Origin of the sequence: Sphingomonas sp. RIT328, assembly GCF_000632225.1 — a bacterium.
Classification (GTDB): domain Bacteria; phylum Pseudomonadota; class Alphaproteobacteria; order Sphingomonadales; family Sphingomonadaceae; genus Sphingomonas; species Sphingomonas kyungheensis.
In genome coordinates this window covers 155486-176875 of the sequence record NZ_JFYV01000001.1, presented here as the reverse complement: position 1 = coordinate 176875, position 21390 = coordinate 155486, and the positions used below count along the sequence as shown (strand labels likewise).

General features: G+C 68.7%; 21 protein-coding genes and 1 tRNA gene. 9 read left to right on the top strand and 13 right to left on the bottom strand.

The genetic code is table 11. The features are described 5' to 3' along the window. Window positions 1–125: 125 nt before the first annotated feature. On the bottom strand, window positions 126–404 hold the full coding sequence (locus tag BW41_RS00865) for a hypothetical protein (RefSeq protein ID WP_235199447.1): 279 nt from the start codon (window positions 402–404) through the stop codon (window positions 126–128). Window positions 405–483: 79 nt separating this feature from the next. After that, window positions 484–1035 carry a hypothetical protein gene (locus BW41_RS00860; protein WP_037530366.1) on the bottom strand — a complete coding sequence of 184 codons (552 nt, stop codon included), beginning with the start codon at window positions 1033–1035 and terminating at the stop codon, window positions 484–486. 205 nt (window positions 1036–1240) lie between these two features. On the opposite strand from BW41_RS00860, the gene BW41_RS00855 reads away from it, so the two are divergent. The 3 genes from BW41_RS00855 (at window position 1241) to BW41_RS00845 (ending at window position 5341) form a co-directional block, all read left to right on the top strand. Continuing rightward, window positions 1241–1873 (top strand): L,D-transpeptidase family protein, encoded by a 633-nt coding sequence (locus BW41_RS00855; protein WP_235199446.1) that lies wholly within the window; start codon window positions 1241–1243, stop codon window positions 1871–1873. Between the two features lie 159 nt (window positions 1874–2032). Further along, window positions 2033–4717, top strand: coding sequence for an aconitate hydratase AcnA (gene acnA, locus BW41_RS00850; RefSeq protein ID WP_037530364.1), 2685 nt, complete (start codon window positions 2033–2035; stop codon window positions 4715–4717). 171 nt (window positions 4718–4888) lie between these two features. Next, window positions 4889–5341 (top strand): DUF2141 domain-containing protein, encoded by a 453-nt coding sequence (locus BW41_RS00845; RefSeq protein ID WP_161773106.1) that lies wholly within the window; start codon window positions 4889–4891, stop codon window positions 5339–5341. 4 nt (window positions 5342–5345) lie between these two features. On the opposite strand, the gene mtnP is transcribed toward BW41_RS00845, so the two are convergent. From mtnP to BW41_RS00810, 7 genes are all read right to left on the bottom strand, one after another. Beyond that, on the bottom strand, window positions 5346–6212 hold the full coding sequence (gene mtnP, locus BW41_RS00840; protein WP_037530358.1) for an S-methyl-5'-thioadenosine phosphorylase: 867 nt from the start codon (window positions 6210–6212) through the stop codon (window positions 5346–5348). Beyond that, complete coding sequence (locus BW41_RS00835) at window positions 6209–7603, bottom strand: amino acid permease (RefSeq protein ID WP_037530357.1); 1395 nt, start codon at window positions 7601–7603, stop codon at window positions 6209–6211. Before BW41_RS00835 ends, mtnP begins: the two co-directional genes overlap by 4 nt. Window positions 7604–7693: 90 nt before the next feature. Beyond that, entirely contained in the window at window positions 7694–8491 is a 798-nt protein-coding gene (locus tag BW41_RS00830) for a transporter (protein ID WP_037530355.1), read from the bottom strand. Then, the gene (gene xth, locus BW41_RS00825) at window positions 8488–9258 is read right to left on the bottom strand and encodes an exodeoxyribonuclease III (protein ID WP_037530352.1); all 771 of its coding nucleotides are present in this window, start codon (window positions 9256–9258) and stop codon (window positions 8488–8490) included. The genes BW41_RS00830 and xth overlap by 4 nt, the downstream gene beginning before the upstream one ends. Window positions 9259–9261: 3 nt before the next feature. Then, window positions 9262–9597 carry an iron-sulfur cluster insertion protein ErpA gene (gene erpA, locus BW41_RS00820; protein ID WP_037530349.1) on the bottom strand — a complete coding sequence of 112 codons (336 nt, stop codon included), beginning with the start codon at window positions 9595–9597 and terminating at the stop codon, window positions 9262–9264. A gap of 63 nt (window positions 9598–9660) precedes the next feature. Then, entirely contained in the window at window positions 9661–10899 is a 1239-nt protein-coding gene (locus BW41_RS00815; protein WP_037530347.1) for an arsenic transporter, read from the bottom strand. Between the two features lie 259 nt (window positions 10900–11158). Then, entirely contained in the window at window positions 11159–12415 is a 1257-nt protein-coding gene (locus tag BW41_RS00810) for an MFS transporter (RefSeq protein ID WP_037530345.1), read from the bottom strand. A 410-nt stretch (window positions 12416–12825) separates the two neighbouring features. Here BW41_RS00810 and BW41_RS00805 point away from each other — a divergent pair, with 410 nt between their 5' ends. The 4 genes from BW41_RS00805 to BW41_RS00790 all read left to right on the top strand — a co-directional run bounded on the left by BW41_RS00805 (window position 12826) and on the right by BW41_RS00790 (window position 16044). Next, a complete protein-coding gene (locus BW41_RS00805) occupies window positions 12826–14574 on the top strand; it encodes a DEAD/DEAH box helicase (protein ID WP_037530344.1) in 1749 nt (582 codons plus the stop codon). 6 nt (window positions 14575–14580) lie between these two features. Beyond that, window positions 14581–15033, top strand: a complete 453-nt coding sequence (locus BW41_RS00800; RefSeq protein WP_037530342.1) for a YaiI/YqxD family protein — start codon at window positions 14581–14583, stop codon at window positions 15031–15033. A gap of 92 nt (window positions 15034–15125) precedes the next feature. Continuing rightward, window positions 15126–15416: a hypothetical protein gene (locus tag BW41_RS00795; RefSeq protein ID WP_037530340.1), complete on the top strand. Its 291-nt coding sequence runs from the start codon at window positions 15126–15128 to the stop codon at window positions 15414–15416. Window positions 15417–15624: 208 nt separating this feature from the next. Then, window positions 15625–16044, top strand: a complete 420-nt coding sequence (locus tag BW41_RS00790) for a hypothetical protein (RefSeq protein WP_037530338.1) — start codon at window positions 15625–15627, stop codon at window positions 16042–16044. Between the two features lie 261 nt (window positions 16045–16305). On the opposite strand, the gene lepA is transcribed toward BW41_RS00790, so the two are convergent. Continuing rightward, window positions 16306–18129: a translation elongation factor 4 gene (gene lepA / locus BW41_RS00785; protein WP_037530336.1), complete on the bottom strand. Its 1824-nt coding sequence runs from the start codon at window positions 18127–18129 to the stop codon at window positions 16306–16308. Window positions 18130–18301: 172 nt separating this feature from the next. Here lepA and BW41_RS00780 point away from each other — a divergent pair, with 172 nt between their 5' ends. Continuing rightward, on the top strand, window positions 18302–19207 hold the full coding sequence (locus BW41_RS00780; protein WP_235199445.1) for a CsgG/HfaB family protein: 906 nt from the start codon (window positions 18302–18304) through the stop codon (window positions 19205–19207). A gap of 32 nt (window positions 19208–19239) precedes the next feature. Here the strand turns inward: BW41_RS00780 and BW41_RS00775 are convergent, their stop codons facing one another. Both BW41_RS00775 and pnuC read right to left on the bottom strand, forming a co-directional pair. Further along, window positions 19240–19764, bottom strand: coding sequence for an AAA family ATPase (locus tag BW41_RS00775; RefSeq protein WP_037530335.1), 525 nt, complete (start codon window positions 19762–19764; stop codon window positions 19240–19242). After that, complete coding sequence (gene pnuC, locus BW41_RS00770) at window positions 19761–20333, bottom strand: nicotinamide riboside transporter PnuC (protein WP_235199462.1); 573 nt, start codon at window positions 20331–20333, stop codon at window positions 19761–19763. The genes BW41_RS00775 and pnuC overlap by 4 nt, the downstream gene beginning before the upstream one ends. Window positions 20334–20474: 141 nt before the next feature. Here pnuC and BW41_RS00765 point away from each other — a divergent pair. Further along, window positions 20475–20551, top strand: a tRNA-Pro gene (locus BW41_RS00765). A 173-nt stretch (window positions 20552–20724) separates the two neighbouring features. Here BW41_RS00765 and BW41_RS00760 read toward each other — a convergent pair. After that, window positions 20725–21309, bottom strand: coding sequence for a hypothetical protein (locus tag BW41_RS00760; protein WP_235199444.1), 585 nt, complete (start codon window positions 21307–21309; stop codon window positions 20725–20727). Window positions 21310–21390 lie beyond the last annotated feature (81 nt).

The following is a 21390-nucleotide window of genomic DNA, read 5'->3' as shown; positions in this document are numbered from 1 at the left end:
GCTTGGCGGCCGCGGCGATTTCGTGCGCCACGGTGGCCGGACGGTCACGTCCGCTCAACGCATTGGGTGTGGGGGGTAATTTAATAGGGTGCCGCGGAGCGAATCGCCCCGCGGCGGGGCGGCCGTCACTCGTGCGCCGGCTTGGCCTTCTTGCGTCCAGGCTTGTTCGCCTTCTTGCCGCGACGGGTGGCGACGGGGGTCGCCTCGGCGCGCAGCAACGGCACCGCGATCGCCGCGGCGGCGCCGACCAGGATCGTTCCGCCGATCGCCAGCCAAGCCGCGGTGCCGAGGCCACCCGGCTGCGGACGCGGCGGCTTGGGCTTGGGCGCCGGCTTGGGCGGCGCGGCCTCGTCGTGATGCACTGGGCCGGCATGTTTCATCGCGGAACTGGGGATATGGGACATGGCTGATCCTTTCTGGCCGATCCAACCCCATGGCGCGATGCAATGTTCCGCAGGCGCAACGCCTCGGCCGCAGCGAGCGTCAGCGCGACGCGGCCCGCCACAGCCGCATCGCGCGGTCATAAGCATCGGCCGCCCCCTCCTTTGCGGCGGCGAGCGCCTGCTGCTCGTCCTCATGCTCCCGCTCCATCGCCCGGCGGCGTTTGGCGAGCGTCGCCTCCTCGGCCCGCAGCGCCCGCGCCTCGCCGCGCTGACGGTCGGTCGCCTCGGCGAGCGCCTGTTCGGCGGCGTCGAGCGCGGCCCGGTCCGGCTTCGGCGGGATCGCCCGTGGCTTCGGCTTGGCGGACGGCGTGGCGGGGGCCGGCTCTGGTGTCGCGCGACGGGGCGGCCTCGCAGGGGTCTCGGGAAGCGCGGCGATCTGTTCGGCGGCGCTGCCGCGCGAGCGTCTGATCACCACGCCGGGCTGGGCGAGCGGTTCGGCGGTGAGCGACGGATCGATGACCTCCTCGGCCGAACCGCGCGCGAACAGATCGCGCTCGCTGCCCCAGGCCTTCAACGCCGCCTTGCGGCTGGTGGCCGCGACATAGGCGTCGTGGAACCCGATCGGGGTGCGGAAGACTTTGAGCTTGGCCATCTCGGCAGGGTAACCGGCACCGGGGCCATCGGGTTGCCTGTGCCGGGCTTCCGGCCTGATGCGGCGTCGGTCCAGCCCCAAGGTTGACGCCGTCGCGCTTCGTCCCGTCGCGGCACAAGCCCTTGCGGGACCTAGCCAAATGCCCGCCGCCGGGGCATGCGGCCAAGAGCAGCGGGAGCGGATCATGCCGGCACGACGGCCCTTGGTGGCCAAGCTCATCCTCGCCGTCGCGGCGATCGGCGCGGTGGCGGTTGCCGCGGCACCGTCGCTGCGGCCGATGACGGCGAAGGTGTCGCCGGTGAGCGCGACCCGCGCCCCTGCCCTGACCCCCGTCGCCGTCCGCCCCGCGCCCGCCCCTACGCCGACAGCCAATCCGCTCGCGGTCAAGCGCGTACTCGCGATCGGGCCGATCAAGTTCGGCGACTATGCCTGGGACGACAAGGGCGTCCCTGCCGGGCCGCTGATCGTCACCGTCGATCTCGCCGCGCAGACCTTGTCGGTGTTCCGCGACGGCTATGAGATCGGCGCGACCGCGATCCTCTATGGCGCCGACGACAAGCCGACTCCGCTCGGCACCTTTCCGATCCTGATGAAGGACGCGCACCACGTCTCCAGCCTGTACGGCGCGCCGATGCCCTATACGATGCGGCTGACCAACGACGGCGTCGCGGTGCACGGCACGGAAGTCGCCTGGGGCTATGCCACCCACGGCTGCATCGGCGTGCCGACCGCCTTTGCCAAATTGCTGTTCCGGGAGGCGAAAGTCGGCGATCGCGTGATCATCACGCGCGGCAAGACGCTGGCGACGGGCGAGGCGATCCTGCCGGCCGCGACCTGATCGCCGCCGGCGGCAACGCACGTGCAGCATAGGCTTCCCCCGCCGGGTCACCCTTGCTAAGGCCGCCCCACCATAAGCTTTCGCTAGAAGCGCTCTCGCGCGCCCGCGCGGCTCCACGCCGCCTCCCCGAGCGCCCTGGGCCTACCAGAAGGGATCATAATGACCGCCATCGGCCAGGACAGCCTCAACACCCGCTCCACGCTCACCGTCGGCGACAAGAGCTATGCCTATTTCAGCCTCGAAAAGGCGGCGGCGAAGTTCGGCGACATCAGCCGCCTGCCCTTCTCGATGAAGGTGCTGCTCGAGAACATGCTCCGCTTCGAGGACGGCAAGACCGTCACCGAGACCGACGTGCAGGCGATCATCGACTGGCAGCAGGAGCGCCGCTCGGATCGCGAGATCCAGTATCGCCCGGCGCGCGTGCTGATGCAGGATTTCACCGGCGTGCCCTGCGTCGTCGATCTTGCCGCGATGCGCGACGCGATCACCAAGCTCGGCGGCGACGCCGCCAAGATCAATCCGCAGGTGCCCGTCCACCTCGTCATCGACCATTCGGTGATGGTCGACGAGTTCGGCACGCCCAAGGCGTTCGAGGATAACGTCGACCTCGAATATCAGCGCAACGGCGAGCGCTACGAGTTCCTCAAATGGGGATCGGCCGCGCTCGACAATTTCAAGGTCGTGCCGCCGGGCACCGGCATCTGCCACCAGGTCAATCTGGAATATATCGGCCAGGCGGTCTGGTCGTCGCCGAGCGTCGGCGACCATGGCGACGGTACGCCGATCGCCTATCCCGACACGTTGGTCGGCACCGACAGCCACACGACGATGATCAACGGCCTCGGCGTGCTCGGCTGGGGCGTCGGCGGCATCGAGGCGGAAGCGGCGATGCTCGGCCAGCCGGTCAGCATGCTGATCCCCGAAGTCGTCGGCTTCAAGCTGACCGGCGCATTGCGCGAGGGGATCACCGCCACCGACCTCGTGCTCACCGTCACGCAGATGCTGCGTGCCAAGGGCGTCGTCGGCCGCTTCGTGGAGTTCTACGGTCCGGGCCTGTCGTCGATGACGCTCGCCGACCGCGCGACGATCGCCAACATGGCTCCCGAGTACGGCGCGACCTGCGGCTTCTTCCCGATCGACGACAAGACGATGGACTATATGCGCCTGACCGCGCGGTCCGAGGAGAATATCGCGCTGGTCGAGGCCTATGCCAAGGCGAACGGCTTCTGGCGCCACGACGATGCGCCCGAGCCGGTGTTCACCGACACGCTCGAACTCGACATGGGCACCGTCACCGCCAGCCTCGCCGGCCCCAAGCGTCCGCAGGACCGCGTCAGCCTCGGCAAGGTCGACGAGGTGTTCAACGGCGATCTGTTCAAGATTTACCACAAGGAGCGCCCGCAGCGCGTCGAGGTCGCCGATCGCGGCCATGACATCGGCGACGGCGACGTTGTGATCGCGGCGATCACCAGCTGCACCAACACGTCGAACCCGTCGGTGCTGGTCGCCGCCGGCCTCGTCGCGCGCAAGGCGAACGCGCTCGGTCTCAAGCCCAAGCCGTGGGTCAAGACGTCGCTCGCCCCCGGTTCGCAGGTCGTCACCGACTATCTCAACAAGGCGGGGCTGAGCCAGGATCTCGACGCGATCGGCTTCAACCTCGTCGGCTATGGCTGCACCACCTGCATCGGCAATTCGGGTCCGCTCGCCGAGCCGATCTCGAGGGCGATCAACGGCAATGACATCGTCGCCGCCTCGGTGCTGTCGGGCAACCGCAATTTCGAGGGCCGCGTCTCGCCCGACGTGCGCGCCAACTTCCTCGCCTCGCCGCCGCTCGTCGTCGCCTACGCGCTCAAGGGCACGGTGACGCTCGACATGACCGAGACGCCGCTCGGCCAGGGCAAGGACGGACAGGACGTCTTCCTCAAGGACGTGTGGCCGACCAACCAGGAGGTCGCCGACGTGATGGCGGCGAACATCGATGATACGATGTTCCGCAACCGCTACGGCAACGTCTATGCCGGCGACGCCAAGTGGCGGGCGATCGAGGTGACCCAGTCGGACACCTACGCCTGGCCGTCGGGCTCGACCTATGTCGCCAACCCGCCCTATTTCGAGGGCATGGAGATGACGCCGAAGCCCGTCACCGACATCATCGAGGCGAAGCCGCTCGCCATCCTCGGCGATTCGATCACCACCGACCACATCTCGCCGGCGGGATCGATTAAGGCGGACAGCCCGGCGGGCAAGTGGCTGATGGAGCGGCAGGTCAGCCGCGCCGATTTCAACAGCTATGGCGCGCGTCGCGGCAACGACCATGTCATGGTCCGCGGCACCTTCGCCAACATCCGCATCAAGAACGAGATGGTGCCGGGCATCGAAGGCGGCATGACCAAGTTCGACGGCGAGGTGATGCCGATCTTCGACGCGGCGATGCGCCACAAGGAGAAGGGCACGCCGCTCGTCATCGTCGCCGGCAAGGAATATGGCACCGGTTCCAGCCGTGACTGGGCGGCGAAGGGCACCAACCTGCTCGGCGTGCGCGCGGTCATCACCGAGAGCTTCGAGCGTATCCACCGCTCGAACCTCGTCGGCATGGGCGTGCTGCCGCTGCAGTTCGCCGAGGGCGTGACGCGGCAGACGCTGGGCCTCGACGGGTCGGAGACGTTCACCATCACCGGCGTCGCCAACCTGCGCCCGCGCCAGACGGTGGATGTGACGCTGACCCGCGCCGACGGGACGGTCGAGACGTTCGCGACGCGCTGCCGGATCGATACCGTCAACGAGCTGGAATATTTTCTCAACGGCGGCATCCTCCAGTACGTGCTGCGCAACCTCGCGGCGTAATTCCGCGACGTAGCGACGGATGCGACGGGGGCGGCACCGCGAGGTGTCGCCCCCGCTTGCATTCGGGCCGGGGCAGCCTTCCCGCGCGCGCCACACCCTCGCCACATCCAGCGGTATAATCACCGTTTTACGGAGACTTACCGCCGCATGACCCGCCTATACCCGCTCCTGTTGACGGCCCTCGTGGTGCCGGCGTCGGCGTCGGCGCAGCATGTCACCGCCGGCTGTACCGCGGCGACGCCGCACCGGCTGATCGTCACGGTGCGGGGGCTGCGGACCGGCGGCGGCGATCTGCGCGTGCAATTGTATGACGAACCCGGCTTCCTCCAGAAAGGCCGCTGGCTGGCGCGGGTCGAGGTCCCGAGCGACTCGCGGCGCAGCGTCGAGCTGTGCGTGCCGGTGCCGCGGCCGGGGACCTATGGCATCGCCGTGCGTCACGACGCCAACGGCAACGGCAAGTCCGATGGCGGCGACGGCGGCGCCTTCTCGCGCGACCCGGCGCTGTCGCTGCTGCGGCTCAAGCCGGCCTTCGCGCAGGTCGCGGTGCCGGTCGGCAGCGGGATCAGCCGGATCGCCGTGACGATGAACTATCGCCACGGCTTCAGCATCGGCCCCGATCGCTAGAGCGCTAGCGCAGCCCCAGCGCGCGCCACGCCACCGCGTCGAGCTTCTCGACCAGCACCGGATCGCGCGCGCTCTTGGCGGTGATGATCGCCTGGTCGAGGCAGGTGTCGATCGGCGACGGCGGCCGTTGCGCGGGCAAGGCGCGCAGCAGGTCGATCACCATGGAGCGGGCGCGGGCGGCATTGGCGCCGAGCTGCGCGATCACCTGCGCGACGTCGACCGCCTCGGTATCGGCCCGCCAGCAGTCGTAATCGGTGACCATGCCGACCAGGGCATAGGGCAGCTCCGCCTCACGGGCGAGCTTCGCCTCGGGCATCGCGGTCATGCCGATGACATGACAGCCCCATTGCCGGTAGAGGTGACTCTCCGCGCGCGTCGAGAATTGCGGCCCCTCCATCGCCAGATAGGTGCCGCCACGCACCGTCCCCGCCCCCGCCGCATCGGCGGCGAAGGCGCTGAGCCGCGGGCACACCGGGTCGGCCATCGAGACGTGCGCGACGCAGCCGCTGCCGAAGAAGCTCGCCGCGCGGCCGCGGGTGCGATCGATGAACTGGTCGACGATCGTGAAGCTGCCCGGCGGCCGCGCCTCGACCAGCGAGCCGACCGACGAGACCGCGAGCACATCGGTGACGCCGATCCGCTTCAGCGCGTCGATATTGGCGCGGGCGTTGATCGCATCGGGGCTGATGCGATGGCCGCGCCCGTGCCGGGGCAGGAACGACACCGCGACAGGACCGACCCGGCCGCTGAAAATCGCATCCGACGGCGCCCCCCAGGGCGTCGTCACCTCGACCCAGCGGCCGTCCTCGACGCCCTCGACATCGTAGAGGCCCGAACCGCCGATGATGCCGATATGCCAGCCCGTGCTCATGCCGCGATCTCCGCCCGCCGGCGCGCGTAGAGCAGGTAGACGAGCAGGCCAAAACCGTTCCAGCCGAGGAAGGCGAGCTGCGTGCGGATCTGCAGGCTGGTGAACAGATACAGGCAACCGAGGATCGCGAGCGGCGCGACGATAGAGGCCGCAGGCGTACGGAACGGCCGCCGCACCTCCGGATCGCGACGCCGCGAGACCAGCACGCAGGCCGCCACCGCGACGAAGGCGCAGAGCGTGCCGGCATTGGCGAGGCTGGCGATGACGTCGAGCGGCGCCAGTCCGGCGATGATCGCGACGAACACCGCGGTCATCGCCGTGATCCGCGCCGGCGTGCCGCGCCTGTTCACCGTGGCGAGCGCCGGCGGCAGGAAGCCGTCCCGCGCCATGACGAGGAAGATGCGGCTCTGCCCGTAGAGGAAGGCGAGCAACACCGTCGGCAGCGCCACCGCGGCGGCGGCGGCGACCACCGTCGCGACCTTGGGCTGGCCGAGCTCGCGCAGGATCAGCGCGAGCGGCTCCGGACTGCTGCCGAAGCGCGCGTAGCTGAGCGCGCCGACCGCGGTGGCGGCGACGACCATATAGATGACGGTGCAGGCGAGCATCGATCCGACGATGCCGATGGCGAGATCGCGCTCGGGGTTCTTCGCCTCTTCGGCGGCGGTCGAGATCGCATCGAAGCCGTAGAAGGCAAAGAAGATGATCGCCGCCGCGCCCATCACGCCATATTTGACGCCGCCCGCGCCGGTCGGACTGCCATAGCCATAAGGCGCGAAGGGGTGGAGGTTGGCCGCATCGAAATGCGGCAGCGCCACCCCGACGAACAGCGCGAGCGTGACGATCTTGAGCAGCACCAGCACGGTGTTGATCCGGGCACTCTCGCGCGTGCCGAGCATCAGCAGCCCGGCGACCAGCGCGATGATCGCCACTGCCGGCAGGTTGACGACACCGCCCAGTCCCGGACCATTGGCGAGCACCGCGGGTATGGTGACGCCGAGCCCCTTGAGGAAGCCGACGGCATAGCCGGACCAGCCGACCGCGACGGTCGAGACGACGAGCGAATATTCGAGGATCAGGCTCCAGCCGACCACCCAGGCGAACACCTCGCCCAGCGTCGCATAGCTGTAGGTATAGGCCGAGCCCGAGGCGGGGATCAGCGTCGCCATCTCGGCATAGCAGAGCGCGGCACAGGCGCAGATCGCGCCGGCGACGACGAACGCGACGATCACCGCCGGGCCGGCACGGTCGGCGCCGACGCCGATCAGCGTCAGGATGCCGGTGCCGACGATCGCGCCGACGCCCAGCGCGACGAGATGCGGCCAGCCGAGCGTCCGCGCGAGCTGCTGGCCGGGCGGCTGTGGCTGGATCGTCTTGCGACGCAACAGGCTCATTGGGTCCCTCCCTCCCGTGAAGGCGCGAGGTATAGGCGGTGGCGGCCGCGCTGTACTAGCCCCTCCCCTTTGGCGGAGGGGCTGACGGTATCAGAACCGCCGCGAAATACCCGCCGCCAGCTCCATGTCCGGCGCGGCGCGGTTGAGGCCGAAGGTCGACTGGACGTCGAATTGCCAGTCCTTCTTGGGTCGCCAGGTGAGCGACGCGGCGCTCAGCCATTGCGTCGCGCTATCGTCCGGATCCTCGTCGCGGATCACCTGCGCCTCGAGGGACAGCGCCACCGTCTTGTTGAGCTTGATCGTCGTGCCGCCGGCGCTGCTGTAGCGCAGATGGCGGCCGGCGCGCTCCTCGTCGGGCTGGGCGTCGATCTCCGGCGTCGCGTCGAGCTGGACGGTATCATTGAGCCGATAGGTCACCGGCAGCAGCACGCCGCCGCCGGCGACGCGCGACCCGATCGTGCTGCCGCCGACCGGCAGCGTGACGAACGGCAGCACCGCCACCGCCAGCCCCTTGCCGTCGGGATGGAGCAGTCCGGCCTTGAACCCGAGCGAGACGTCACCGCTCTCGGCGAAGCGATCGATCTGACCGGTCTGGCGATCGCGCTGACGTTCGTGACCGAAGGGGGTCCAGCCGATCCGCGCCTCGATCCGGTCGGTGACGCCGACGCGGACCAGCGTATCCGCGATCAGCACCGTATCGGTGCGGCTGTCGGGCTGGCGATCGAGCGTCCAGTCGACCACGCCGGTCTCGACCGACACCTTGCCGCGATCGATGATACAGGCCGGCGTATCCAGCCCCGGCCGTTCGGGGCAATAGCTGCGCTGCGCCAGCGCGGGGGTGGCGACCACCGTCAGCGCGACGCCCCCCGCCGCGGCGATCCGCCTCACGTCAGCCGCACCCAGGTCGGTGCGTGATCGCTGGCCTTGTCGCGGCCGCGATACTCCTTGTCGACGCCGGCATCGACCAAACGGTCGGCCGCCTGCGGGCTGAGCAGCAGGTGATCGATGCGGAACCCCGCGTCGCGCTGCCACGCCCCGGCCTGATAGTCCCAGAAGGTCCAGACGCCGCCGGTCGGGTGGCGGGTGCGCAGCGCATCGGTCCACCCCTGCGCGAGCAGCCGCCGATAGGCGGCGCGGCTTTCGGGCTGCATCAGCGCGTCGCTCGTCATCGCGCGCACCGAGAAGGTGTCGTCGTCGTTGGGGATGACGTTATAATCGCCCATCAGCACCGTCGGCACCTCGGCGTCGAGCAGCGTGCGGGCATGCGTCGCCAGCCGCTCCATCCAGCGCAGCTTATAGTCGAACTTGGGGCCGGGCTGCGGATTGCCGTTGGGCAGGTAGATGGAGGCGACGACCAGCCCGTCGACCTCGCATTCGAGATAGCGGCTGTGCTCGTCCTCCGCCTCGCCCGCGAGACCGCGCTGGCGTTCGACCGGCACCTGGCCGCGCGCGAGCACCGCGACGCCGTTGAACCCCTTCTGGCCATGCCAGACCGCACCATAGCCCAGCGCCTCGATATCGGCATGCGGGAAGCTATCGTCGCTGCTCTTGATCTCCTGCAGGCAGACGACGTCGGGCTGCTGTTCGGTGAGATATTCGAGCAACCGGGGCAGGCGCGCCTTGATCCCGTTGACGTTGTAGGTGACGAGCTTCAACCGTCAGATCGCAAAGCTGGAGCCGCAACCGCAGCCCGAGGCGGCGTTGGGGTTGTCGACGCGGAACGCCGCACCGCCGAGCGATTCGACGTAATCGACCTGGCAGCCGCGGACGAGGTCGATGCTGACGCTGTCGACGACCAGCCGCACGCCGTCCGTCTCGGCGATCACGTCGTCGCCGTCGGGCGCGTCGGCGAAGCCGAACTTGTACTGGAAGCCCGAACAGCCGCCGCCGTCGACCGACAGGCGAAGGATCGCCGGCTTGTTCTGCTTGCCGGCGATCGTCGCGACGCGTCGCGCCGCGGCAGGGGTGAGCAGGATGTCGGGTGACGTGGCCATGGGGCGGAGATAGGCGCGCGATCGTGGCGGGGCAAGTTCGCTCCGCGTGCCGGCGCCGCCCCCTCACCCGATCAGCACGCGCACCCCGATGGCGAGGATCAGCGCCGGCACGGTGGTGAGCACGCCGACGCGCAGGAATTGCCCGAAGGTGACGTCCTCGCCCTCGCGCCGGATCGCGATCAGCCAGAGGATCGTCGCGAGCGAGCCGGTGATCGACAGATTGGGACCGAGGTCGACGCCGATCAGCAACGCATCGACGATCAGCGCCGGCGGGTGCGCCGCCGCGATCGTCTGCGCGGCGATCAGGCCGGCGGGGAGGTTGTTGACGAGATTGGCGCCGACCGCGAGCAACCCGCCCGCCCCCGCCGCGGCGAGGCGCGGGTCCTGCGCCGCCGCCGCGGAGAGCTGCCCGGCGAGCCAGCCGATCAGCCCGGTCTCGGCGAGCGCCTCGACCATCACGAACAGCCCGGCGACGAGCAGCAGCACCAGCCACGACACGCCCTTGACCAGCGGCAGCGGCGACTGCCGGGCGCGCAGCTGCACGGCGAGCGCGGTGGCGACGCCGGCGCCGAAGGTCGGCCAGCCGAGATCCCATCCGAGCGCCGAGGCGACGGTCAGCAGCACCGCCGTCGCGCCGATGCCGGCGAGCGCGACGCGGCCATTGCCCTCCAGCGCGACGCTCTCGCCCTGTTCGGCACTGCCCGACAGATCGCTGCGGAACAGCCAGCGCAGCCCCGCATAGGTCGCGCCGATCGCGAGCAGCGACGGCAGTGCGAAGGCGGCGAGCCAGGCGCCGAGCCGCGGCAGGTCGCTGGCGTAGAGCACGAGGTTGGCGGGATTGGAGATCGGCAGCACGAAGCTCGCGGCATTGGCGACGAGCGCGCAGGCGAACAGCAGCGGCAACGGCTTGACCTTGGCGCGCTGCGCCACCGCATAGACCGCGGGGGTGAGCACCACCGCGGTGGCATCGTTGGAGAGGAAGGTGGTGACCGCGACGCCGACGAGGAAGACGAGCGTGAACAGCTGCACCGCCGATCCCTTCGCCCCCGCCGCGGCGCGATGCGCGACCCAGTCGAACACGCCGTGCGTCCGCGCCGCCTCGGACAGCAGCATCATGCCGATCAGGAACAGATAGACGTCGCTGCCCTTGAGCACCGCCGCCCAGGCATTGGCCGGCGCGATCAGCCCGAAGGCGAGCAGTAGCAGCGCCCCGCCGACCGCCCAGACCGCCTCGGGCCAGCGGAACGGGCGGACGATCACCCCGGCGGTGGCGGCGGCGCAGATCGCGGCGGTGGCGATCATCGCGCGACGGGTCTTGGGTCGAGGGTGGTCATCATGTCGGTTCCTGCCGGTCGGCGGTGTCTAAGCCGAAGAATGGAAGCGGTGGCGGGCTTTATCCTGCCATCATAGAAAGACGCCTTGCCCCGCTCGTCATCCCCGCGCAGGCGCTGATCCAGACGCGTCGGCCTGCCCGAGGTTCGAAAGGACCGCGGGCATGGATCCCCGCATGCGGAGGGATGAGGAATGGAGGATGATGGTGGCGCCGCCGCCCTGCCCGCCCTCACGCCGGCTTCGTCTCTGGCATCGCCAGCGCGTAGAGTGCGAGGCCGACGCCGGCGACCGCGGCGAGCGTCAGGAAGCTCGCCGCATAGCCGCCGCCGACGATGATCGTCCCCGCCAGCGTCGCGCTCAGCGCCGCGCCGAGGCCCTGTGCGGTGGCGACCGCACCCTGGCTGACGTTGAACCGGCCGGTGCCCTTGGTCAGGTCGGCGATCACCACCGGGAACAGCGCGCCGAAGATGCCGGCGCCGACGCCGTCGAGCGCCTGCACGCCGACCAGCCACCACGGATCGTCGGACAGGGTGTACAATGCCCCTCGCGCCGCGAGCACGGCGAACGCCACCAGGAACAGCGGCTTGCGGCCCCATTGATCGACGTTCCGGCCGACCAGCACCGCCACCGGCACCATCACCAGCTGCGCCGCGACGATACAGGCCGCGGTCAGCGAGGTCGCCGAATCCTTGCCGACCGTCTTGGCGAGCAACTGGCTCACCGAGGTCAGCATCGCGGCATTGGCGAGGTGGAAGAGGAAGGCGATCACCGCGAACAGCAGCAGCGGCTTGTTTTCGACCAGCACCTTCCAGCCGCCGGGCTGCTCGCAGCCCTCGTCCGGCTCACAGTCGAGTCCGCGGGCGACGGCATTGTCGATATCGTCGTTGCGGATGCGCAGTGCCGCGAAGATGCTCGCGACGGTCAGCCCGCCCATCAGCCAGAAGACCACGACCGGCCCGAACTTCCATGCCAGCGCCCCGGCGAGTGCCGCCGAGACGGCGTTGCCGGCATGGTTGAACGCCTCGTTGCGCCCGACCCGCTTGGAGAACAGCTTCGGGCCGACCAGCCCCAGCGTGATCGCGCTGATCGCCGGTGCGAACACCGCGCCCGCGACGGCGGCGACGGACTGCGTCGTCGCGACCATCGCGAAGCCATGGACGAACGGCAGCGAGATGCTGCTCAGCGTCACCAGCAGCGCCGCCAGGATGACGATGCGCGGCTTGTTGCGGCTGCGGTCGATCAGGCCGCCGGCGGGCGTCTGCGACACCAGCCCGACGATCCCCGCGACGGTCAGGACGACGCCCACCGTCGCCTCGTTCCAGCCATGCGCCGGCCCGCGCACCGCGAGCAGATAGATGGCGAGATACGGCCCGAGCCCATCGCGCACATCAGCCAGGAAGAAGTTGAGCGCATCGAGCGCCCGCCCGGCGTCGGCCGGTCTGGCGTTGCGGCCGCCGGTGGCGGCGGAAGGGGCTAGGCTGGCCATCGGCGGTCTCCACCGCGTCCAGCCACCCGAGGCCTACGCGTTGCCGCTCAACGAGACGCGGTGCGAGTTGATCCCGCTTCGGACCGATAAATGTTATCCGTCATGGCCGATCGGGGACAAGACGCTGCAATTCGAGCCGATAGGCGGCAGCGAGTTGCGCGAAGCACCGATTCAGAGTAGGGGATGCGGTGCGGCCTCGCTCGGCCTCGGCTTCGCGGATTAGGCGGTGCAGGGTCTCTGGGGTCACGGAAACGGCCATGATGCGCGCGTTACAAGCGCCACATTGCGTCCGTATTGCCGCCCGCGATTGGCCCGCGATTTCAACATCGCGATTGTACTGTCCTCTGCCGCGCCCCGGTTCTGGCCTCGTGCCAAGCCGTCGGGGCGCCGCTTTCCGTTAGGTTGCCCCAATGCCCTTTTCCTCCCTTCCCCCCCTGCTCGGCCAGGCGCTCGTCGCGCGCGGCTATGAAGCGCCCACCGCCGTCCAGGCCGCGGTGATCGAACCCGAGGCCGCCGGCCGCGATCTCGTCGTCTCCGCCCAGACGGGTTCGGGCAAGACGGTCGCCTTCGGCCTCGCCATGGCCGGCGAGCTGATGGCGGACGGCACGCTGCCGCCGCCGGGCAAGCCGCTCGCACTCATCATCGCGCCGACGCGCGAACTCGCGCTCCAGGTCAGCCGCGAGCTGATGTGGCTGTACAAGGAGGCGCATGCCCGCATCGCCACCTGCGTCGGCGGCATGGACGCGAGCAAGGAGCGCCGCTCGCTGAGCCACGGCGCGCATATCGTCGTCGGCACGCCCGGCCGGCTGCGCGACCATCTCGAGCGCGGCGCGCTCGACCTTGCCAGCCTGCGCGTCGCGGTGCTCGACGAGGCGGACGAGATGCTCGACATGGGCTTCCGCGAGGATCTCGAACAGATTCTCGACTCCTCGCCCGACGAGCGCCGAACGCTGATGTTCTCGGCGACGATGCCGCGCCCGATCGTCGCGCTCGCCAAGCGCTACCAGCGCGATGCGCTGCGCATCTCGACGGTCGGCGAGGATCGCGGCCATGGCGACATCGCCTATCAGGCGGTGACCGTCGCGCCCGCCGACATCGAACATGCCGTCATCAACCTGCTGCGCTTCCACGAGGCGGAGACGGCAATGCTGTTCTGCGCGACGCGCGACAACGTCCGCCACCTCCACGCCAGTCTGGTCGAGCGCGGCTTCGCGGCGGTCGCGCTGTCCGGCGAGCACAGCCAGAACGAGCGCAACCAGGCGTTGCAGGCGCTGCGCGACCGGCGCGCCCGCGTCTGCGTCGCCACCGACGTCGCCGCGCGCGGCATCGACCTGCCGAGCCTCAGCCTCGTCGTCCACGTCGAGCTGCCGCGCGATGCCGAGACGCTCCAGCATCGCTCGGGCCGCACCGGCCGCGCCGGCAAGAAGGGCACGGCGGTGCTGATCGTGCCCTATCCGCGCCGCCGCCGCGTCGACATGATGCTCAAGCAGGCGAAGATCGCCTGCGACTGGATCAAGGCGCCGTCCGCGGACGATATCCGCGCGCAGGATCGCGAGCGGCTGATCACCACGCTGCTCGCGCCGATCGAGTTCGACGAGGAGGATCGCGCGCTCGCCGCGCGCCTGATCGCCGAGAAGAGCCCGGAGGATATCGCCGCCGCGCTGGTCCACGCGCATCGCGCCGCCATGCCGCAGGCGGAGGATCTGCTCGACAGCGCCGCGCCGCAGCAGTCCGACCGGACGCAGGGCCACCGCCCCGGCTTCGAGGATACCGTCTGGTTCCGCATGGACATCGGCCGTCGCCAGAATGCCGACCCGCGCTGGCTGCTGCCGCTGATCTGCCGCCGCGGCCATATCACCAAGGCGGAGATCGGCGCGATCCGCATCAACCCGAACGACACGATCTTCGAGGTGCCGCGCACCGTCGCCGACCGTGTGCTCGCCAGCGTGCAGCGTACCGCCAATCCGGAAAGCGACGAGGGCAGCCTGCAGATCGTCCCGTTCACCGGCAATCCGCGTGAGGCGGGCGGCCGCGACCGCGCCGACCGGGCGGAGCGCGCGCCGCGCAGCGGAACGGGTGCCCCGCGCAGCCGCACCGCCCCCGGCGGCGCGCCCGCGCGGCATCAGGCCAAGCCGTACCGCAAGGGCCCGCGCGGCTAAGCGGCGATGACGGGCGTGCGCATATTGGTCGATGCGGACGCCTGTCCGGTCAAGGACGAGGTCTACAAGGTCGCCTGGCGCCGCGCGGTGCCGGTGACGATCGTCAGCAACAGCCATTTGCGCATTCCCGCGCATCCGCTGATCACCCGCATCGTGGTTGGCGACGGCTTCGACGCCGCCGACGACTGGATCGCCGCGGCGGCGGATGCGCAGGCGGTGGTGATCACCGCCGACATCCTGCTCGCCGACCGCTGCCTGAAAGCGGGTGCGACGGTGCTGGCGCCGACCGGCAAGCCATTCACCACCGCCTCGATCGGCAGCGCGATCGCCACCCGCGCGATCATGGCCGACCTGCGCGCCGGCGGCGACCAGGTCGGCGGGCCCAAGCCCTTCGCCGCCGCCGACCGCAGCCGGTTCCTGCAGGCGCTGGACACGGCGTTGGTGCGGTTGACGCGGTGACATCGCCTGCGACGCTTCTAGGCTGAACGGTTCTGCCGACGCTCTGTCTATAATCAGACGTAGCAAAGACGTTCTAGGTCGAGAAGGCTGCGATGTCCTATCCTCTGCATATTGGCGGCACTACGCCAAATGTTGTTCAAACCATTGGCATCCGGGCGGCTATCGCTCCGCTTGCGGTGGCCAATGCATTCTCTCGCGCGGATGATTGGGCAGCCGCCTTTCTCAAGGAAGCGAAGAAGACGCCTTTCGACCGGATCAGGGATAACATTCTCGCCCGCCACCATTTCACCAAAGAGCAGTTCGCCGCTCTGCCAAAGAGTGAGCGGGAAAGCATCGAGCAAGAGATACGGGAAGCCATCAAGCGTGTGTTGGCAGCAGGTTAACAACCGGGTTCGAGATAAACCGCTAGAGACGAATGTTTTCGGCGACGGATCGACGGTGCTTCGGTGGATCGGGGGGTCGTTGTCATCATGCCGTGACCCGAGCCCAGCGGGTCGCTTAGCCGATCTCCCCACGATCGTACCGCCCCCGTTACGGGAACCAACCTCCCCGCCGCCCATTATCGCGGGCATCTTGCGAGGAGTATTCGCCATGGTTCGTTCCGTCCTGATCGGCGTCGCGCTGATCGCCGCCCTTCCCGTCGCCGCGCAGACGACGACATCCGCGCCCTCCACCGCCGAGCAGCAGCGCGACGATGCCGTCGCGGCGCAGACCGCGCCGGAAACCGCCGCGGCCAACCAGCATGTCGATGCGGTCGCGCGGTTCGATACGGGGGCGGTCACCGCGGTGAACGCCGCCAATGAGGCGCGCTATCAGCGCGACGTGCGGCGGTATCGCGCGGCGATGCGCGCCCGTCGGCAGACGATCGCGGCCGACACCGCGCTGCAAGCCGATCGCGAGCGCGCCTATGCGATGGCGATGGCCGATTGGCGCGATCAGGTCGCGGCATGCAAGCGCGGCAAGTCGCGCGCGTGCAAGATGCCGAGCCCCAACCCTGCCAGCTATATGTGATCGGTGGCGGTGATATCCATTTGACGTGACGCGTGGCGTTTACCGCCACGCGACCCGCGGTCCCCGCACCCGCCGCTCCGGCGGAATTGGGTTAGCGCATTTCGCCCATGGTCGACACGCCGTACCGGGTCTGGCGTATCACATTTTGAGTTTCTAATCCGCCGTCGCCAATCTGCACGGGCCGCCGACGACCTGTACCGGCCGGTCGCCGGTCTCATGGTCAAAGCGTCTTCGGATCGCCAGAGCCTGGGCCGCCTGCCCCTATCCTTCGTCACCCATGCGCAGCGCAGCGATAAAGGCTTCCTGCGGGATGCTGACGCTGCCGTATTCGCGCATCTTGGCTTTGCCCTTCTTCTGCTTCTCGAGCAGCTTGCGCTTGCGGGTCGCGTCGCCGCCATAGCATTTGGCGGTGACGTCCTTGCGCATCGCGCTGATCGTCTCGCGGGCGATCACCTTGCCGCCGATCGCCGCCTGGATCGGGATCTTGAACAGATGCCGCGGGATCAGCTCCTTCAGCCGCTCGACCATGCCGCGGCCGCGCACCTCGGCCGTGCCGCGGTGGACGATCATCGACAAGGCGTCGACCGGCTCCTCGTTGACGAGGATGCTCATCTTGACGAGGTCGCCCTCACGATAGCCGATCTGCGTATAGTCGAAGCTGGCATAGCCCTTCGACAGCGATTTCAGCCGATCGTAGAAATCGAACACCACTTCGTTGAGCGGCAGTTCGTAGGTAGCCTGCGCGCGGCCGCCGACATAGGTCAGATTCTTCTGGATGCCACGGCGGTCCTGGCACAGCTTGAGGATCGATCCGAGATATTCGTCGGGCACGTAGATCGTCGCATTGATCCACGGTTCGCTGATCGTCTTGATCTTGTTGACGTCGGGCATGTCGGCGGGATTGTGCAGGTCGATCTGCGTGATGCCGGCCGGATCGGGATGGGTCAGCTCGATCTGATAGACCACCGACGGCGCGGTGGTGATCAGGTCGAGGTCATATTCGCGCGTCAGCCGCTCCTGGATGATCTCCAGATGCAGCAGGCCGAGGAAGCCGCAGCGGAAGCCGAAGCCGAGCGCGGCGCTGGTCTCCATCTCGAAGCTGAACGACGCGTCATTGAGCCGCAGCTTGGAGATGCTCTCGCGCAATTTCTCGAAGTCGTTGGCGTCGACCGGGAACAGGCCGCAGAAGACGACCGGCTGGACCTCCTTGAAGCCCGGCAGCGCCTCGGCGGCGGGGCGCTTGCTGTCGGTCAGCGTGTCGCCGACGCGCGCCTGGGCGACGTCCTTGATCTGCGCGGTGATGAAGCCGATCTCGCCCGGGCCGAGGTCGGTGAGCTGCTCGATCTTCGGCCGGAAGCAGCCGACGCGATCGACCAGATGCGTCGTGCCCGCCTGCATGAAGCTGACCTGCTGCCCCTTGCGCAGCACGCCCTGCATCACCCGGACGAGGATGACGACGCCGAGATACGGATCATACCAGCTGTCGACCAGCATCGCCTTCAGCGGCGCGTCGGCATCGCCCTTGGGCGGTGGAATGCGGGTGACGATCGCCTCGAGGATCTCGTCGATGCCGATCCCCGACTTGGCGCTGGCGAGCACCGCCTGCGACGCGTCGATGCCGATCACGTCCTCGATCTCCTTGCGGACCTGTTCGGGCTCGGCGGCGGGCAGATCGATCTTGTTGATCACCGGCACGATCTCGTGGTCGTGCTCGATCGACTGATAGACGTTGGCGAGCGTCTGCGCCTCGACGCCCTGCGCGGCGTCGACGACCAGCAGCGCGCCCTCGCAGGCGGCGAGGCTGCGGCTCACCTCATAGGCGAAGTCGACGTGGCCGGGCGTGTCCATCAGGTTGAGCGTGTAGGTGACGCCGTCCTTGGCGGGATAGGACAGGCGCACGGTCTGCGCCTTGATGGTGATCCCCCGCTCCTTCTCGATCTCCATATTGTCGAGCACCTGGCTCGACATCTCGCGGTCGGAGAGGCCGCCGGTGCGCTGGATCAACCGGTCGGCGAGCGTCGACTTGCCATGATCGATATGCGCGATGATCGAGAAGTTACGGATGGTGTCGGGGGAGGTCGTCATAAGGCCCCGCGCCTAGCGCACGATCCGCCCGGGTGCTAGATGCCGAAGGCTCCGCGACGCCGATCAAAGGGGGCTCCTGTGGCGGTGTCCCGAGCATGATCAACGCTTGGGGAGAATCAGAAAAGTTAGGAAGCAACAGCTTATCGCCGCATTGACCGGCGTGTGCCTGGTCGTGTCCAGCGCGGATGCGCGGAAACTGGCGCGCGAATCGGTCGGTCAGAAGCTTCAGGACAAGACCGCCGCCGAGGTGCCGCACTGCCTGCGCAAGCTCGGCACGCTGGCGATCGTCGACGGCGACGATCCGCGCTGGTGGACGCAATATGATCTCGCGCCGCCGTCGAAGCTGCTCAAGGTGCTCGTCCAGCGTTCGGGCTGCTTCAACCTGGTCGATCGCGGCACCGGGCTCAACGCCGCGCAGATCGAACGCAACATCGGCGGCAATCTCGGCCTGCAGCGCGGCGCCAACGTCGGCCAGGGCCAGATCAAGGCGGCCGATTACGTGCTCGTCGCCGAGATCCAGGGCGCCAACAGCAACGTCAGCGGCAACGGCGTCGCCGGCGCGGCGGGCGGGCTGATCGGCGGCGCGATCGGTGGCCTGCTCGGCGGGCTCAAGAGCAAGAAGATGGAGGCGAACACCGTCCTGTCGCTGACCAACGTCCGCACCACCGAAACGGTCGCGACCGAGAAGGGCTATGCCGCCAAGAACAACCTCAGCTTCGGCGGTATTGGCTTCCTGTCGGTCGCCGGGGCGGCGGGCGGCGGCTATGACAATACCGACATGGGGCGGATCGTCACGCTGTCGTTCATCCAGGCGTATAGCAAGCTCGTCACCGGGCTCGGTCTCGTCACGCCGGGATCGGCCGGTACCGCCGAGGCGACGCCCAAGAAGACCTTCACCGCCCAGGCCCCCGTCGCGCTGCGCGCCACCGCGACGCCCGCGGGCAAGGTGCTGCGCGCGCTGCCGGTGGGCGCGATCGTCTATCCGACCGGCAAGCAGGACGGCCTGTGGTGGGAGGTCGCCGACGAGAATGACAATGTCGGCTGGGTGCTCAACACCAAGCTGGCACCGTCGAGCTGATCCGACCGGGGGAGCGCCACGCTCCCCCACCCTCAGCCCTGCGCGAGCGATTCGATCCCGCGCAGCGCGCTGAGATAACGCGCCGAACCCTGACCCGAAACCAATGCCCAGGGCAGCCGGCGCTCCTCCAGCACTGCCTTGCTGAGCTCGAAGAATTTGCGGCGCGCCGCCTCGTCGCCGAACATCCGCGTGCCGTCCTCGACCCAGGGCAGGTCGATGTCGAAGAGCAGGTAGATGTCGGCGGTGTTGGTCCAGGTCGTGAACCAGGGGTCGCGGCGGTGGAACAGCATCTCCGCCCAGACCGCGGTCATCAGCGGGTCGGTGTCGGTGATCACCGGATAATTGCGGTCGGCGAGGGCATGGCGGACCTTGGCGTCATGGCCTTTGCCGATCTCGACCAGATCGGCCATCGTCAGGTCGGTGCCGAACGCCTCGGTATAGGCGCGGCCGAACTCGGCGACGCACGGCGCCCCGCCGAAATGTTGCGACAGACGCGGCAACATCGTCGACTTGCCGGTGCTTTCCGGGCCATGCAGACAGATCGAGCGCGGAATCATGCGCGAACCTTTCCTTCTTGCCGCACTGCCGCCCGGCGCCAGTCGATCCACCCCCAGATCGCCAGGCCGAGCAGCACGGCGTAGAGCGCCGCGGTGATCCACAGAGCCTTGGCCGCATAGAGCGGCACGCTGCCGACATCCACCGCGATCCACAGCCACCAGCTCTCGATCGCGCGCCGGGCCTGCAACCATTGCGCCGCGACCGAGGCGATCGCCAGCGCCGCGTCCCACCACGGATAAGCGGCATCGGTGAACCGGTGCATCAGCAGCCCCCAGCCCCAGGCCACGGCGACGATCGCCACGAGCCAGCCGATCCGCGCGACGGGTGCGAGTCGCGTGACGATCACCGTCCCCGCCGTCGCGCGGCTGTGCGCCCAGTTGCGCCAGCCGTAGAGATTGGCGGCGAAGAACACGCCCTGCAGCAGCGCATCGCTGTACAGGCGCGCGGTCGCGAAGACCCAGGCGTAGATCGCCACCGCGACCAGCGCGACCGGATAGTTCCAGACGCTGCGCCGCGCGACCAGCGCGACGTTGACGATGACGAGGGCAGCGGCGAGCGCTTCGACCATGTTCACGTCGCCGCCCCTAGAGCCTCGTGCGACGATTTCGCAAGCATGCGAATCCGGCGCTTGCATCCCCCTTCGACGCTGGCTATAGGCGCGCCTCCAAGCACGGACGGACCCTTTCGAAGGGCACCGGACGGACTCCGTCGGGGAGTAGCTCAGCCTGGTAGAGCACTGTCTTCGGGAGGCAGGGGCCGGAGGTTCGAATCCTCTCTTCCCGACCATTTTCTAAGCCGCGAACATCCCCCCATACGGGGCCGCAGCCTCCCTTCTTAGATATAACCTTACGAAAGCCAGCGCGGCGCGGGACGCTCGCGTGTTTGGGAATTATGGGGATTCCGCTGGACACCGTCAGGGCGGAAGCGACGCCGCGCCCCCGCCCCTTCTGTCGAGCGACTCAATTGTGCGGGATCTTGGATCGATCGAAGTTCGGCCCGAGGTCGATCAGGAAGGCTGGCCCGACCTCGATCACCTGCTTGGCACCCGCGAGTTGCACGAACAGGTTCGCCTTGCCCGGCGCATAGGCCTCGTTCGCAACGCCTGACACATAATAGCGCTTCCACGTCGGACCGACCTTGATCGGCTCGCTGGTGATCGGTGTATAGGGCGGTGCGGCGCCGCCGACCCCGACCGGGATCGTGATCGGCGCGGCGTCGGTGGCATTGGGTGCGCGCAGGAAGATCATCACCATCATCGTATCGCCCGCCGCGATCGGCTTGATCGTCGGATAATTCGCGCCGCTGTCCCAGACGTTGGCGCCGGCCTTGGCCACCTTGATCTGCACCGCATTGCCGCCGGGCACCTCGGCCGCCGCGACCTGTCGTGCGGACTGATTGGGGCCGTAGGGCATCCAGCCGATCCCCGGCGCATTGACCGCCTTGTCGAAGATGCTGGGTTGCGCCGCCGGTGCCGGGGCCGGCACGGCCTGGTCAGGCGCACCCGACGCCAGACCGGCGACGAACATCGCGAATGTTCCGATCATCATCCTTCTCCCTGTCCCGGTCGAGTCTGCCCGATCCGGCGGCGGCGAGTGTAACGATGTCGGCGATTGTGCCAAGCCGGT

What these genes read in the sequence shown, in the direction of transcription:
- BW41_RS00775 (WP_037530335.1), bottom strand. Translation starts at nt 19,764, where the DNA reads ATGATTCCGCGCTCGATCTGTCTGCATGGCCCGGAAAGCACCGGCAAG.
- BW41_RS00805 (WP_037530344.1), top strand. Translation starts at nt 12,826, where the DNA reads ATGCCCTTTTCCTCCCTTCCCCCCCTGCTCGGCCAGGCGCTCGTCGCG.
- lepA (WP_037530336.1), bottom strand. Translation starts at nt 18,129, where the DNA reads ATGACGACCTCCCCCGACACCATCCGTAACTTCTCGATCATCGCGCAT.
- acnA (WP_037530364.1), top strand. Translation starts at nt 2,033, where the DNA reads ATGACCGCCATCGGCCAGGACAGCCTCAACACCCGCTCCACGCTCACC.
- BW41_RS00790 (WP_037530338.1), top strand. Translation starts at nt 15,625, where the DNA reads ATGGTTCGTTCCGTCCTGATCGGCGTCGCGCTGATCGCCGCCCTTCCC.
- BW41_RS00860 (WP_037530366.1), bottom strand. Translation starts at nt 1,035, where the DNA reads ATGGCCAAGCTCAAAGTCTTCCGCACCCCGATCGGGTTCCACGACGCC.
- mtnP (WP_037530358.1), bottom strand. Translation starts at nt 6,212, where the DNA reads ATGAGCACGGGCTGGCATATCGGCATCATCGGCGGTTCGGGCCTCTAC.
- BW41_RS00810 (WP_037530345.1), bottom strand. Translation starts at nt 12,415, where the DNA reads ATGGCCAGCCTAGCCCCTTCCGCCGCCACCGGCGGCCGCAACGCCAGA.
- BW41_RS00835 (WP_037530357.1), bottom strand. Translation starts at nt 7,603, where the DNA reads ATGAGCCTGTTGCGTCGCAAGACGATCCAGCCACAGCCGCCCGGCCAG.
- BW41_RS00815 (WP_037530347.1), bottom strand. Translation starts at nt 10,899, where the DNA reads ATGATCGCCACCGCCGCGATCTGCGCCGCCGCCACCGCCGGGGTGATC.
- BW41_RS00795 (WP_037530340.1), top strand. Translation starts at nt 15,126, where the DNA reads ATGTCCTATCCTCTGCATATTGGCGGCACTACGCCAAATGTTGTTCAA.
- BW41_RS00800 (WP_037530342.1), top strand. Translation starts at nt 14,581, where the DNA reads ATGACGGGCGTGCGCATATTGGTCGATGCGGACGCCTGTCCGGTCAAG.
- erpA (WP_037530349.1), bottom strand. Translation starts at nt 9,597, where the DNA reads ATGGCCACGTCACCCGACATCCTGCTCACCCCTGCCGCGGCGCGACGC.
- BW41_RS00760 (WP_235199444.1), bottom strand. Translation starts at nt 21,309, where the DNA reads ATGATCGGAACATTCGCGATGTTCGTCGCCGGTCTGGCGTCGGGTGCG.
- pnuC (WP_235199462.1), bottom strand. Translation starts at nt 20,333, where the DNA reads ATGGTCGAAGCGCTCGCCGCTGCCCTCGTCATCGTCAACGTCGCGCTG.
- BW41_RS00865 (WP_235199447.1), bottom strand. Translation starts at nt 404, where the DNA reads ATGTCCCATATCCCCAGTTCCGCGATGAAACATGCCGGCCCAGTGCAT.